This window comes from Sphingomonas sp. P3_C5, assembly GCF_056402635.1.
This window is the reverse complement of record NZ_JBFUHA010000001.1, coordinates 80,900-95,235: the sequence shown is the minus strand read 5'-3', so window position 1 is coordinate 95,235 and position 14,336 is coordinate 80,900. Positions and strand designations below refer to the sequence as shown.

General features: G+C 65.3%; 10 protein-coding genes. 6 read left to right on the top strand and 4 right to left on the bottom strand.

The genetic code is table 11. The annotated features are described in order from the left end of the window. Window positions 1-80 precede the first annotated feature (80 nt). Entirely contained in the window at window positions 81-1,145 is a 1,065-nt protein-coding gene (locus tag AC1DVS_RS00450) for a LysR family transcriptional regulator (RefSeq protein ID WP_478019273.1), read from the bottom strand. A gap of 88 nt (window positions 1,146-1,233) precedes the next feature. Between AC1DVS_RS00450 and AC1DVS_RS00445 the strand changes: the two genes are divergently transcribed. Continuing rightward, window positions 1,234-2,412 carry a GNAT family N-acetyltransferase gene (locus AC1DVS_RS00445; RefSeq protein ID WP_478019271.1) on the top strand — a complete coding sequence of 393 codons (1,179 nt, stop codon included), beginning with the start codon at window positions 1,234-1,236 and terminating at the stop codon, window positions 2,410-2,412. Window positions 2,413-2,440: 28 nt separating this feature from the next. Here AC1DVS_RS00445 and AC1DVS_RS00440 read toward each other — a convergent pair whose 3' ends face one another. The 3 genes from AC1DVS_RS00440 to pdxH are packed head-to-tail and all read right to left on the bottom strand — an operon-like array spanning window position 2,441 to window position 4,754. Then, window positions 2,441-3,235, bottom strand: coding sequence for a PhzF family phenazine biosynthesis protein (locus AC1DVS_RS00440; protein WP_478019269.1), 795 nt, complete (start codon window positions 3,233-3,235; stop codon window positions 2,441-2,443). Beyond that, a complete protein-coding gene (locus AC1DVS_RS00435; RefSeq protein ID WP_478019267.1) occupies window positions 3,232-4,176 on the bottom strand; it encodes a cation diffusion facilitator family transporter in 945 nt (314 codons plus the stop codon). The genes AC1DVS_RS00440 and AC1DVS_RS00435 overlap by 4 nt, the downstream gene beginning before the upstream one ends. Beyond that, window positions 4,173-4,754 (bottom strand): pyridoxamine 5'-phosphate oxidase, encoded by a 582-nt coding sequence (gene pdxH, locus AC1DVS_RS00430; protein ID WP_478019265.1) that lies wholly within the window; start codon window positions 4,752-4,754, stop codon window positions 4,173-4,175. The genes AC1DVS_RS00435 and pdxH overlap by 4 nt, the downstream gene beginning before the upstream one ends. Window positions 4,755-4,869: 115 nt before the next feature. On the opposite strand from pdxH, the gene AC1DVS_RS00425 reads away from it, so the two are divergent. From AC1DVS_RS00425 to AC1DVS_RS00405, 5 genes are all read left to right on the top strand, one after another. Next, the gene (locus AC1DVS_RS00425; RefSeq protein WP_478019263.1) at window positions 4,870-7,023 is read left to right on the top strand and encodes a DUF3857 domain-containing transglutaminase family protein; all 2,154 of its coding nucleotides are present in this window, start codon (window positions 4,870-4,872) and stop codon (window positions 7,021-7,023) included. Between the two features lie 70 nt (window positions 7,024-7,093). Then, a complete protein-coding gene (gene ku / locus AC1DVS_RS00420) occupies window positions 7,094-7,999 on the top strand; it encodes a non-homologous end joining protein Ku (protein ID WP_478019261.1) in 906 nt (301 codons plus the stop codon). Further along, complete coding sequence (gene ligD / locus AC1DVS_RS00415) at window positions 7,992-10,511, top strand: DNA ligase D (protein WP_478019259.1); 2,520 nt, start codon at window positions 7,992-7,994, stop codon at window positions 10,509-10,511. The genes ku and ligD overlap by 8 nt, the downstream gene beginning before the upstream one ends. A gap of 221 nt (window positions 10,512-10,732) precedes the next feature. Further along, entirely contained in the window at window positions 10,733-13,219 is a 2,487-nt protein-coding gene (locus AC1DVS_RS00410; RefSeq protein WP_478019257.1) for a circularly permuted type 2 ATP-grasp protein, read from the top strand. Window positions 13,220-13,400: 181 nt separating this feature from the next. Further along, window positions 13,401-14,291 (top strand): transglutaminase family protein, encoded by an 891-nt coding sequence (locus AC1DVS_RS00405; RefSeq protein ID WP_478019256.1) that lies wholly within the window; start codon window positions 13,401-13,403, stop codon window positions 14,289-14,291. Window positions 14,292-14,336: the final 45 nt, after the last annotated feature.

Below are 14,336 nucleotides of genomic sequence, written 5' to 3'. Positions count from 1 at the left end.
TCCGGCTTGCACATTGCGACGATTCGAACCGTCTTTGAATCAATCTACGCCCTGGGAGGGCAGCGCCGACGGCCGAAGCCCTATCCGCGTGGCTCGAGCAGGCCTTCGAACAACGGAACGACCTTGCCGGCCCGCTCGCGCTCGAAATCGCGCGGATGAACGAAATTATCCGCGAACCACGGATGTTGCACGGGGTCGAACGCGGCCTTCAGCCAGTCGATGGTCGCCCGCACTGCCGGTGAATGCCGCGCCTCGGCATGATAATAATACCAGAGGTCGAACCGCATCGGCAGTGGCACGTCGAGCGGGATGATGTTCTTCGATATCGAACGCAGATAGGTCGGCAGCGCGGCGATGCCGGCACCGTTGACCACCGCCCAGAACACCGACAGCCCCGAATTCGATCGCATCGGCATGAAATCGTCGGGCCATTCCGAACCCACCAGGAACTTGATGAGCCCAGGGTTGAGCCCCGGCCCGCTTTGTTCGACGAAGTGGTGATCGCGGAACTGGTCCAGCGAGGTCAACAGGCCCTTGCGGCGGATATAGGCCTCTGACGCGAACAGCGAATAATGGATCGTCGCGAGCCGCGCCCGCACGAGATCGGGGCGTTGTGGCGCGTCGAAGGCGATGCCGACATCGACTCGGTCGCTACGGTCGCGGGCGACATCATAATCGAGCTGAAGCGAGACGGTCAGGTCGGAGAGCTGCGGGAAAAGACCGCTGAGACGCGGCGTCAGCCAGAGGCTGCCCAGCCCCTCGGTGCAGCCGATCGTGAGCTCGCCGGGATGGATCAGCACGTTCGCCTCGCCATCCCCTTCGACCGATGGGGCGGCACCCGCCATCTCGCGTGCTGCACGCGCGAGCATCAGGCCGATATCGGTAGGGACGACGCCGCTTCGTGATCGTCCCAGCAGCTTGGTCCCGATCCGGTCTTCGAGTCGTTCGATTCGTCTGCGTAACGTGTTAAGCGAGAGACGCGAGCTTTCGGCAGCTGAACGGAAACTCTGATGCTCGGTAACCAACAGGAGCGCCCGCAAATCGTCCCAATCCAGGTCGCGCACGAGCGTACGGGCATGAGTGGCGTTCCAATGCGGAACACCATGATCTGGATTTTGGATCGCAGCCGGATGCTTGCTCGCCATTACACTCCTGTCTGAGTGTAACCTTAACAGCCGGAGTGGTAAAATGCGAGCAGAGCTGCACACATGCAATTCCAATAGCTTCGGGCGGTTGCGCTTTTCCGAAAAGGTCGAGCGCACACTGGCGCGCGCGGCGATTCCTCCTGTTTCGCGAGTCGCGACCGACGCCGAAATCGAATCGGTGCTCGAAAGGGCCGGCCGCCTCTTTCCGGTTGCGCCGCTCGCCGCCGTCAATCGGATGCGCGCGCGCAATCCCGCCATTATCCGGGTGATCGAGGGTGTCAGCGATTGTGACGAACCGACGATGATCGCCTATCTGCCGCTGTCGGTGGAAGGCGCTGAGAGGCTGCTCGACGGGACCCTCAACGGCCGCGACCCGAAGCCTGAATGGATCGTCGCCGAGCACGAGATTCCAACCGCCGTCTATATCTGGATGACCTGGACCCCGGGCCGGCTGGCGCGCGCGCTTCCGGCGATGGCGGAGATTTTTTCGAACCTGGTGCCCGACGGCTGCGCGCTGTTCTCGCGGGCGGTAACGCCGCATGCCGAACGCCTCAATGCTGCGATGGGCTTCCTGCCCGCTCACCAGATTTACCCCGGCGCGCCAGATTGGCTGCTGGTGATGCTGCCCGAGGGTCAGATGGCGCCTGTGCGGAAAGCGATTCCGGCGCCCGCACCCAAGATCGAGGTGCGCCCAGTGCGCTCCTTCGACGACATGGCGATGATCTTCGCGGTTCGGTCAGCGACCTATATCAGCGAACAGTTCTGCCTCTATTCGGAGGAATTCGACGGCAATGATTTTTGCGCGACGCATCTGATCGGCTTTATCGACGGCGATCCGGCGGGCTGCATCCGGCTGCGCTATTTCGGCGATTTCGTGAAGGTCGAGCGGCTCGCGGTGCGGCGCGAATATCGCCGCAGCCGGCTTGCCTTCAGGCTGGTGCGCGAAGCGCTGGCGCTGGCACGGCAAAAGGGGTTCCGCCGCTTTTACGGTCATTCGCGGATCGATCTGGTGCCGTTCTGGCGGATGTTCGGCTTCCGCGCGATGGAGGATCGCGGCGTGTTCAAGTTCGCCGACGTCGAATATCGCGAGATCGAGCTGAACGGGGACGCCGCCGCCGATCGCATCCGTATCGGTGACGATCCGATGGTGACGATCCGCCCCGAAGGCGCCTGGGACGCACCCGGCCCGCTCGAACTTTCCAATCTACGTCCGAGCCGGGCCAGCTATTTCCAGGACATGCGGACGGTCAGCCAAAGCGCGCACTGAGAGGTAGCGATCTGACCACGCGGTGGGATCAGAGGAAGAAGGTCCCCTCGATCACCGTCATGCAGGTGCCGCCCAGGATGACGCGCTCGCCGTCGAGGCGGCACGTCAGCCTGCCGCCGCGCTTGCTCGCCTGGTACGCGGTCAGCTGGTCGCGGCCCAGGCGCTTCGCCCAATAGGGCACGATCACGGCATGGGCCGAGCCGGTCACCGGATCCTCGTTGATCCCAGCGCCGGGGGCGAAGGCGCGGGTGATGATGTCGGTCTCGTCGCCCGGCGCGGTGACGATCGTCAGCAGATCGCCATGCGCGGCAAGCGCGCGGAAATCGGGTTCGAGCGAGCGAACCTGATCGGCGGTTTCGAGAACGACCACGCAGTACCGCGCCGGGTGCCAGAGCGTCTCGACCACATGTGTCACCCCCAGCGCAGCGACGATCTCCGGCAGCGGCTTCGGGCTGGGGCACCAGGGGGGCAGCGCCAGTTCGTAAGCCTCGCCGACGCGCGCCACTTCGAGCACGCCCGCCTTGCGCGTGCGGAAGCGAACCCTCTCCCGATTGGAATCGCTCGACAGAACGAAATGCCCGCTGGCCAGGGTTGCGTGGCCGCACATCACCACCTCGCTGGTGGGTGTGAACCAGCGCAGCTCGAAGTCAGCCGCACCGCTTTCGTCGGGGACGAGGAAGGCGGTTTCGGACAGATTATTCTCTGCGCCGATCGCCTGGAGAGTCGCGTCGTCGAGCCACGCCGTGAGCGGGATCACCGCCGCCGGATTGCCCTCGAACGGTTGCGCGGCGAACGCATCGATCTGGGTGAAAGCTAGCCTCATATCCGCTTCCCGAACCAATGCGGGGTAACATCCGCCTCGATCAGCGGATTGTCGGTGTCGATCTGGCCTTCGGGATCGAGATGGATCAGGATTTCGACCTTGGGGAATTGCTGGCGGATCTTCGCCTCGACTGCATCCATCACGACATGCGCCTCGGCGATCGTCATCTCGGGCGCGACATAGATATGGAATTGCGCGAAATCATGGCTGCCGGACCGGCGGGTGCGGAAATCATGGATGCCGCGCAGCTCGGGATGCTGGGCCGCGAGTTCGATGAAGCGTGCGCGCTCCGCTTCAGGCCATTCCTTGTCCATCAGCTGGTCGATTGCGTTGCTCGACGCGCGGAACGCACCAAAGGCGAGCCACGCCGCAATGACGATACCAAACAGCGGATCGGCACCACGCAGCCCGAGAAGTTGGTCGAGCACAAGGGCAATGATCACCGATCCGTTGAGCAGCACATCGGACTGATAATGGACATTGTCCGCCATGATCGCGACGGAACCGGTGCGGCGGATGATGCGGCGCTGATAGGCGAGCAGCACAAGGGTCGCGAGGATCGCGGCGACCGATACGCCGATGCCGAGCTCCGCATCATGAGTCGGCGCCGCACTGCCAAGAGCCATGACGGCGCGCCAGGCGATGCCGGCGGCGGAGGCGGTGATCAGCATGACCTGGAACAGCGCCGCGAGCGCCTCAGCCTTGCCATGGCCGAAGCGGTGATCATGGTCGGCCGGCGTCGCCGCGAGCCGCACACCGTAGAGCGTGACGAGCGAGGCGAGCAGGTCGAGCCCGGTGTCGGCCAGCGAGCCCAGCATCGCGACCGAAGCAGTCTGCCAGGCGGCAAACCCCTTCAGCAGCAGCAGGAAACACGCCATGCCGACGCTCGCGAGCGCGGCGCGCACGACATAGGGAATGGCGCGACGCTGGTCCTCGGTCACGGGTAGAGCAACCCTTCGCTCCACCCGACTCCGTCGCGTACGAACAGGCGGCGCTCGTGGAGGCGGTGTTCGCGGTCCTGCCAGAATTCGATTCGAGTCGGCGTCAGCCGGTATCCGCCCCAGTGCGGCGGCCGCGGCACCGGGCCGCCTTCGAAACGCGCCTGCACCTCGACGAAACGCGTCTCGAACGTCGCGCGCGAATCGAGCGGGCGCGACTGGTCCGAGGCCCAGGCGCCAAGCTGCGAATCGCGGCTGCGGCTGGCGAAATAGGCGTCGGCCTCGGCATCGCTCACCACGCCAAGCGGGCCTTCGATCCGAATTTGCCGCCGCAGCGATTTCCAGTGGAAGAGCAAGGCCGCCTGCGGGTTGGCGACGATGTCGGCGGCCTTGCGGCTCTGCTGGTTGGTATAGAAGACGAACCCGTCCGGCCCATGGCCTTTGAGCAGCACCATCCGCACCGCCGGCCGCCCCTCGGCATCAGCGGTGGCAAGCGCCATCGCGTTCGAGTCGTTGAGCTCGGTCTCCCGGGCCTCGGCGAACCACGCGTTGAACAGCGTGAAGGGGTCAGTCTCGGTCACGATGGCGATCTAGAACCCGCGTTCGCGTGTGTCGATGGCGGAGCGTCGGCAAAAGGCTGGAATGCCATCGCCGGGTGCGGCATGCTCGCGACGGGGCCAATAGGGGGAATTCCGGTTGTTCGTCATCGTTTTGCGCAGCGCGTCGCGGCGTTTGGTCCGCCTTTTGTGCCTTGGCCTGCCGCTCGTCATGCTCGTCCTGGTTGGGCCCGCATCTGCCGCTGATCCACAGATCACGCGTGTGGCGGCCCCGGCCTGGGTGGAATGGCTTGCACCGCCGCAGGTCAATCCGGCGCGACTCCGGGCAGCGGAGGACGGCATCTACGATCTCCTGTACGACACCCAGAGCCGGATCACCGGGGCACAGGACGTGACTTTTCGTCGCCAGCTGACCAAGGTCCTCGAGCGCGCGGGGCTGGAAAAGGCGGCGCAAACCCAGATCGAGTTCGATCCCGCTTTCGAGAAGCTGCAGGTCAACCGCGTCGCGATCTGGCGCGACGGGCATATGATCGACCGTTCGTCCGAGGCTCATATCGACATATTGCGGCGCGAGGGCTCGCTCGACGACGGAATCATAACCGGAGATCGCACTGCGGTTGTCCGGCTCGACGATGTGCAGGTCGGGGATATCGTCGATATCGGCTGGACCTGGCAGCGCTTCGCCAGCCCTTGGCCAGGTCAGTATTTCGCGCAGCCGGCTATGGGCTGGTCAGTCCCCGTGGGCTTGACGCGTTTCCGTCTCATTGCGCCGACGACCATGAAATTCGCGATCAGGCCGTCGCCCGGATCGCCGCAGCCGGCGATCTCGGTGGCCAATGGCCTCGTTGTACGCGACTGGCGCGTCGTCGACGTGGAGCCGATCGCCAGCCCCAAACACGCCCCGGCCTGGTTTCACGTGTGGCCCTTCATCGATATTTCCACGATGGACAGCTGGGCGGGCGTGGCTGATTGGGCCGCCCGCCATTTCGCCGGCGATCAACGGCTGCCGGACGCTTATGTCCGCAAGCTCGACTCCATTGCAGCGGCAAGCGCCGATCCCGGTAAGCGTGCGATCGCCGCGCTCAGGCTGGTTCAGGATTCAATCCGCTATACCAGCCTGTCGATCGGCGATGGCGGCTTCATCCCCCGGCCGCCTGCCGAGGTCATCCGAAGCGGCTTCGGCGACTGCAAGGACAAGAGCCAGTTGCTCGCCGTCACGCTTCGCCATCTCGGCATTCCGGCCTGGCCGGCGCTGACCGATATTGACGAAGGGCCTGGCCTTGCAAGCCTGCTGCCCAGCGCGGGTGCGTTCGATCACGCGATTGTCCTCGCGCGCATCGGCGGCCGGGATCGCTGGTTCGATGCGACTCAATCCTATCAGGGCGGCACGATGGCCACGCTCGCCTCACTGCCCTATGGCTATGCGCTGCCGCTGCGGCCGGGCCAGACGGGGCTGGTCGCTATCCCGAACCAGGTGCCGGCTGTCCACACCATGACGGCCGTTGATACCTACGCATATGGCAAGGGTGGCCTCACCCTGAACACTGAAACGACTTTCGTCGCCGACGAGGCCGATATCAAGCGCGCTGATATCGGGACTTCAGGCATCGCCAAGATCGAGCGCGATTATCTCAATTATTATCGCGGCATGTATCCGGGCGTTATGGCAGCCGGGCACATCGTCGTCAGCGATGATCGCGACGCGAACCGGCTGGTTATCCGCGAATCCTATTTGATCCCGGAAACCGCCAAGAATTACGCGAAGACGATTGCCAATCTCCAGGTCGTCGCGGATACGATCCGCGACCTTTATGGAGATATTGACGATCCCGATGGGCGCTCGGCGCCGATCATGATGCCGTGGACGATCAAGCGCGCGCACCGGATCGTGTTCGACATGCCGGGGCGATCGATCGACCTTCCGCAGCTCGAGGACAGTCACGGCCCGGCCTTCGATCTGATCACCAGCACCTCGCACGAAGGCGGCAAGGCGATCATGGATTTCACCCTGACCGGCAAAGCGACGGTGCTGCCGGGAAGCGCGGCAGTCGATTATGAGCGCCAGGTAAAGGCGCTCGACGACGCGACCAACCTGAGTATCGACACGACGACCCCGGATTTCGCGCGGATCCACTCCGCGGCGCTCGGGCTGGGCCTCGCGGTGGTTCTGATCGGGGGAATCGCCTGCCTCACCCTGCTCCGCCGCCGCACCGTTCGGAAGGCCGGCACCAAGGTAAAGACTCAGCTCGTGATCCGGCATGTGCCGCTGACTCGCCCCCGCAAGGCTGCGTAGCAAGGGAACGACTCAGCCGGCCAGGGATTGAATCGGCCCATGGGGAGTCGGGGCAACAAAGGAATCGCGAATGGCCGCACGCGCCTATTGGCAAGGACAGATCAGGCTGGCGCTCGTCTCGATCCCGGTCGAGATCTACACCGCCACCAAATCCGGCGCCCAGATCAGCTTCAAGCAGATCCATGAGCCGACCGGAAAGCCGATCCATTACGAGAAGGTGGTTACCGGCATCGGCCCGGTCGATACCGACGAGATCATGAAGGGCTTCGAATATGAGAAGGGCGAGTTCGTCCTGCTCGAACAGGACGAAATCGATGCGGTGAAGCTCGAATCGAAGAAGACGCTCGAGCTCACCCAGTTCGTCGATGCGAGCGAGATCGACGTGCTCTATTACGAAAAGCCCTATTTCGTGGTGCCCGCCGATGATCTCGCTGAAGAGGCGTTCATCGTGCTGCGCGAGGCGCTGCGCCGGACCAACAAGGTCGGGCTCGGCCAGCTCGCGATGCGCGGCCGCGAATATGTGGTGAGCCTGAAGCCTTGCGGGCGCGGCATGGTGCTCGAGACGCTGCGCTATGCCGATGAGGTCAACAAGGCGCAGGGCTATTTCCGCGACATCCCGGATTCCAAACCCGACGAGGATCTGATGGAGCTGGCCGAGGCGCTGATCGAGAAGAAGACCGGCCCCTTCCATCCCCAGGAGTTCCACGACCGCTATGTCGACGCGCTGAAGGATCTGGTCGAGCGCAAGCGCAAGGCCAAGGGCCGCAAGATCATCGAGGATAGCAGCGACGAGCCCACCGGCCGCTCCGGCTCGAACGTCGTCGATCTGATGGCGGCGCTCAAGAAATCGATGGAGAGGCCGGGCGCGACACCCGCGCAGGAGAGGAGCGTGACGACCACCAGGAAGACTGCGGCGAAGAAATCGCCCGCCCGGGCGGCGCCCGCGAAGAAGCCGGCGGCGAAGAAACGTGCCTGATCGCAATCCCCTCGAACGCTATAACGCGAAGCGCGATTTCGCGAAGACCGCCGAGCCGGCCGGCACGCTCGCGCCCGGCAATGGCAACAGCTTCATGGTGCAGAAGCATGATGCGAGCCGGCTCCACTGGGATTTCCGGCTCGAGCTGGACGGCGTGCTGAAGAGCTGGGCCGTCACGCGCGGGCCGAGCCTCGACCCGAACGAGAAGCGTCTCGCGGTGCGCACCGAGGATCATCCGCTGTCTTACGCCACCTTCGAGGGCACGATCCCCACGGGCCAATATGGCGGCGGCACGGTGATGCTGTGGGATCGCGGCACCTGGTCCCCGATCAAGGGCAAGAGCGCGAAGGACCTGGAAAAGGGCCATCTCCATTTCGTCCTCGATGGCGAGCGAATGAAGGGCGAATGGCTGCTGATCCGCCTGAAACCGCGCGGCAAGGAGAAGGCCGAGAATTGGCTGCTGCGCAAGATCGACGATGAATATGCCGGCGGTACGGACACCTTGGTCGAGACGGGGCTGACCAGCGTCGCGACCGGGCGGACGATGGTTGAGATTGCGGAGGGCAAGAAGGCAAAAAAAATCCTCCCCGGAACGGGGAGGGGGACCGCCGACCGCAGGTCGGTGGTGGAGGGGCTTGGAGCGAGGCCACGTGGCCGCGCTCCAAGCCCCTCCACCGCTTCGCGGTCCCCCTCCCCGTCCCGGGGAGGATTGCCCGAATTCCACGACTTCCAGCTCGCCACCCTGGTCGACAGCGTCCCCAGCGGCAGCCGCTGGCTGCACGAGGTGAAATATGACGGCTACCGCGTGCTGGTCGCGGTCGCTGGCGGCAAGGTGCAGATCTACAGCCGCTCAGGCCTCGACTGGACCGACAAATTCCCCGGCGTCGCCGAAGCCGCCGCTACCCTGAATGTCGCCAGCGCGCTGATCGATGGCGAGGTCGTTGCCTTCAAGGATGGCAAGCCCAGCTTCTCCACCCTGCAGGACGCCATCGCCAATGGCGGCGACATGACCCTGTTCGCCTTCGACCTGCTGGAGCTGGATGGCGAGGAGATCGCCGATCTGCCCAACATCCAGCGCAAGGAACGCCTGCGCCCGCTGATCCAGGGCGCCGAGGCTCACATCCAATTCGCCGAGCATATTATCGGCTCGGGCGAGCAGCTCTTCGAAACCATGTGCCGCGAAGGCTATGAAGGCATCGTGTCGAAGCTCGCCGATGCGCCCTATCGCGGGCAGCGCACCAGGAACTGGCTCAAGGTCAAATGCATCAGGCGCCAGGAATTCGTGATCGTGGGCTGGACGCCGTCGGATAAGTCTCGCGGCTTCCGCGCTCTGCTGCTCGGTCTCAACGGCCCCGACGGATTTTATTATGCGGGCAAGGTCGGCACCGGCTTCGACACCGACACGATGATGGATCTGAGCGCGAAGCTGGCGAAGCTCGAACGCAAGGAGCCGACCGTGAAGGCCCCGCGCGCGGCCGTACGTGGCGCGCATTGGGTGGCGCCGAAACTGGTCGCCGAAATCGCCTTCACCGAGACTACGCCGGACGGCGTTCTGCGCCACCCAAGCTTTCTCGGGCTGCGTGAGGACAAGGACCCGAAGGACGTCGTGGCGGAAAAACCAATCCCGGTAGACGACGCCCCGGTGCCCGAGGTCCATGTGAAGGTCAGCAGTCGCGACCGGCTGATCTTCCCCGATTCGGACGTCACCAAGGGCGACCTTGCCGACTATTACGCCCGCATGGCCCCGGTCGTGCTCCCCTGGGCCGCCAACCGCCCGATCAGCCTGGTCCGCTGCCCGCAGGGCCGGGCCAAGCGCTGCTTCTTCCAGAAGCATGATGCCGGCACCTTCGGCGACTATGTGAAGCATGTGCCGATCCGCGAGAAGGACGGGTCGGTCGAGCCCTATCTCTATATCGAGGATGCCGACGGGCTGGTGATGTGCGTCCAGATGGGCACCATCGAATTCCATGGCTGGGGCTCGTCGGTCGCCGATGTCGAGAAACCCGATCGCATGGTGTTCGATCTCGATCCGGATGAGGATCTCGGCTTCGATCTCGTCAAGAAAGCCGCCGAGGACATCAAGAACCATCTCGCCGAGATTGGCCTGGTCAGCTTCCCGATGCTGTCGGGCGGGAAGGGCGTCCATGTCGTGGTGCCGCTGAAGCCTGAGGCAGAATGGCCGGCGGTGAAGGATTTCTGCGAACGCTTCGCCCGCGCGCTCGGCGAGGCCGAGCCCGATCGCTTCGTGGCGAACATGGCCAAGGCAAAGCGCAAGGGCCGTATTTTCATCGATTATCTGCGCAATCAGCGCGGCGCGACGGCGGTGCTCCCCTATATTGCGCGCGCCCGCTCCGGTGCCCCGGTCGCCGCGCCGGTGACCTGGACTGAGCTCCGCGATATCGACAGCGCACACCGCTGGGGCGTGCGCGATTCGGCCGAACTGCTCGAACGCGCCAATAGCCGGGCGCTCGCGGGCTGGGGATTTGCCGATCAGGTGCTGCCCGATCTTTGATCCCTGAAACTTGATGCTTGTTGCACGCGCGAAGGGATTGTGGTCGAGTCGGTTGCATCATTGCTGGGGAAGTTACGATGGGCGCAAGCGCATCTAAGCCCCTCCCCTTCAGGGGAGGGGTTGGGGGTGGGGGACGAAAGGCGTTTCAGGCGCCTTGGTTGACGTCTCGCGCGACCTCCCCCACCCCAACCCCTCCCCTGAAGGGGAGGGGCTTTTAGTAGATGGCTACCCAGCCCGCGCCTTCACTGCTCGATCCGTCGATCCATGCCGCGCGCTGGATCTCGGATTACTGCGCGCGCGAGCAAAGGAGCGATGTGCTCTGTGCCGCCCCGAAGGACCCGGCCTGGACAGCGATGTTCGAGGAGCTCGCAGCGGTCGCCGGCGACGACCTGACTCACGCCCGCGAGCGCGTGCAGCGGCATGCCGAGGATATCGGCACGGGTTTCCGGATCATCGGCGAAAGCGAGGAACGGCCCTGGCCGCTCTCCCCGGTACCGTTGCTGATCGAAGAGGATGAATGGGCGGGGATCGCCGCCGGCGTCGAGCAGCGCGCCGAATTGCTGGAGACGATCCTCGCCGATCTCTACGGCGATGCGAGGCTGGTCGAGCGCGGGCTTATTCCGGCGGCGCTGATCGGCGGCAGCCCCTTCTTCCTGAGACCAATGGCCGGGCTGGTGCCGCCCGGCGGTCACCACCTCCACTTCATCGCGGTCGATCTCGGGCGTGGCCCGACTGGCGAGTGGCGCGTCCTTGCCGATCATCTCCGTGCGCCTGCGGGCGCCGGCTATGCGCTCGAGAACCGGCTGGCGATCTCGCGCACGCTGGGCGGCCTGCAGTCGCGCCTCAACGTCAAGCGCCATGCGCCCTTCTTCGCAGCCTTTCGCGACGGCCTCGCCGCCGCTTGCCGCCGCAGCGAGCCGCGGATCGGCCTGCTGACGCCCGGCCGCTACAATGCGAGCTATGCCGAACAGGCGCATCTCGCCCGCTATCTCGGGCTGCTGCTGGTCGAGGGCGCCGATCTCGCCGCGCTCGAGGACAAGCTCTATGTCCGCACTATCGGCGGGCTGAAGCGGGTCGATGCGCTGTGGAACCGGCTCGATCCCCGCCTGCTCGATCCGCTCGCGTTCGATTCGCATTCGGGCATCGGCGTGCCGGGGCTGATCGATGCGATGGCGGCGGGGAATGTCGTCATCTCCAATATCCCCGGCGCCGGCGTGCTCGAATCGCCTGCCTTCAGCGCCTTCCTGCCCCGACTCGCGACGCGGCTGATCGGCAGCGACCTGCTGCTTCCCAATATCGCGACCTGGTGGTGCGGCCAGGACGAAGAGCGCGCCCGCGTCGTCGAGGATTTCGATCAATTGCTGATCGGTCCGGCCTTTGGCGTCGAGCCGCTCGGTTTTCAGGGCACCGTCCCGCGCCACGGCGCCGACATCACCGGCGCGGCGCGCGACGCCCTGTTCGCTGACCTGGCGCTGCGTCCGCAGGATTATGTCGGGCAGGAGATCACCCGGCTCTCGACCATGCCGGTTGTCACCGACACCGGCCTCGCCGCCCGGCCTTTCACCCTGCGCGTTTTCGCGGCGCGCGGCGCCGATGGCAGCTGGACGGTGATGCCCGGCGGCTTCGCGCGGATCGGTGAGCATACGGATTCGCGCGCCAGCGTGATGGGTGAGGGCAATTGGTCGGCCGATGTCGCGGTCTACGGGCCGGAGCCGGTCGCGCCGGTCTCGCTGCTGCCGCCGAGTGATTCGATCCATGTCCGCCGCAACCCCGGTACATTGCCGAGCCGCGTCGCCGACAATTTCTTCTGGCTCGGCCGCTATCTCGAGCGCGGCGAGGCGCTGCTCAGCGTTGTCCGGGTGATGCTCGGCAATTCGATCGACGCCGATGCCGGTGCCGCGCTCGCGCCGGAGACGGTCGGGCGGCTGGTTGGCCTGGTGGTGAATGGCGGCGCGGCACCGCATCCTGCGAGCCTGCGCCGTGCTGAGCTCACGCTGTTCGCGCGCACTGCGATGGAATCGGCCGAGGGCGGCTGGCACAGCGTGCGGGCGATCAACCGGCTTGCCCGGGGCATCGGCCAGGGCTCGCGCGACCGCCTCTCGGCTGACATGGTGCGCCTGCTCGACGCGCCCTATCCAACCAAAGGCGGCATGCTCGATCGCGCAGGCTCGCTCCAGCGCCGCTATGCCGCGCTTTCGGGCCTGTCGGCCGAGCATATGGGGCGGACTTCGGCCTGGCGCTTCCACGATCTCGGCCGCCGCATCGAGCGCGCGATGATGGTAACGCGCGCCGTGCGTGTGTTCGGCATGCCGAACGGGACGACCGACGATCTTTCCACCCTGCTCGATCTCGCCGACAGCCAGATCAGCTATCGCCAGCGCTATCTGACCGGCATGGCCCGGGTGCCCGTGGTCGATCTCGTCGCGCTCGATCCCGGCAATCCCCGCTCCCTCGCCTTCCAGATCGAGCGCATCTGCGAACATCTGCGCGCGCTGCCGGTGCTCGGCGATGACGGCATGGACGAGCCGCAACAGGCGCATGCGACAGCGCTCGTGTCGATCATCTCGACAGCGACCGCGGCGACGATCGACGAGAGCATCCTGGGCGATCTCGAACGGCGACTGTTCGCATTGTCAGAGTCGGTCGCACGCCGCTATTTCCTCCAGGGCGCCGAACCGCTCAGGGCGGGCGGGCTGACTTTGGCGTGACGGGGTCACCTTATCTTTTTCAAGCCCCTCCCCTTCAGGGGAGGGGTTGGGGGTGGGGCAGCGGCGAGCAGGGGTCGATCCCCTGCGCGGCGCTCCGAGCTTGGCGGAGCAGTTCTTTTGAGCGCGCAGACGCGCGCCCCCACCCCCTAACCCCTCCCCTGAAGGGGAAGGGGGTGAGACGATGATCTACGATATCCGCCACGTCACCCGCTTCGACTACGGCGGTTCAGTCAAATTCGCACGCTGCAATCTGAGGCTGAAACCGATCCACTGGTCCGGTCAGGACCTTATCGATTACCGGCTGACCATCTCGCCCTCCGGCCGCACCGCCCCGGCGCGTGCCGAGGCGGGGCTCGCCAACGTCGTGCGGCTGGTGATCGAGGAGCCGGTGCGGCATCTCGTCATCGAGAGTGTCTCCCGCGTGGTGGTCGATCGGCCGGTGCCGATGCCGTCGGACAGCGACCCGACGCTCGGCCAGGTGGCGATAGCCGCGCGGGCCAGTCGCGACCCGTCGCCGGCGGGGCCGACCAACTACCTGTTCCCATCACCTTTGATCCCCCTCGATCATGACATCGCCGCATGGTGTGCTGAGGATCTCCATCCCGACCGGCCGGTGCTCGAGGCGGCGATCGAACTCGCCCGGCGCATCCAGCGCGATTTCGCGTTCGATCCCGAGGCGACTCTGGTCGATACGCCCCCGCATGAGGCCTTCATGAAGCGAGGCGGGGTCTGCCAGGATTTCGCCCAGATCATGATCACCGGCCTGCGCGCGGCAGGTCTGCCTGCCGCCTATGCCTCGGGCTATATCCGCACCATCCCGCCGCCCGGCCAGCCGCGACTGGTCGGCGCCGATGCCACTCATGCCTGGGTGCTGTTGTGGTGCGGGCCCGATCTCGGCTGGGTCGGGGTCGATCCGACCAACGGCATCTGGATGGCGGGCGACCATATCATCATGGCAATCGGCCGGGATTATGGCGAGATCGCGCCGATCGACGGGGTGGTGCTCGGCTCGGGCGCACAAAAGATGGAGGTATCGGTCGACGTCGCGCCATTGATGAAGGTCGTGGCGTAACTACCTTCCCTATGGGCCGGGGTTGTGGTTTGCGCTTGCTCCGCA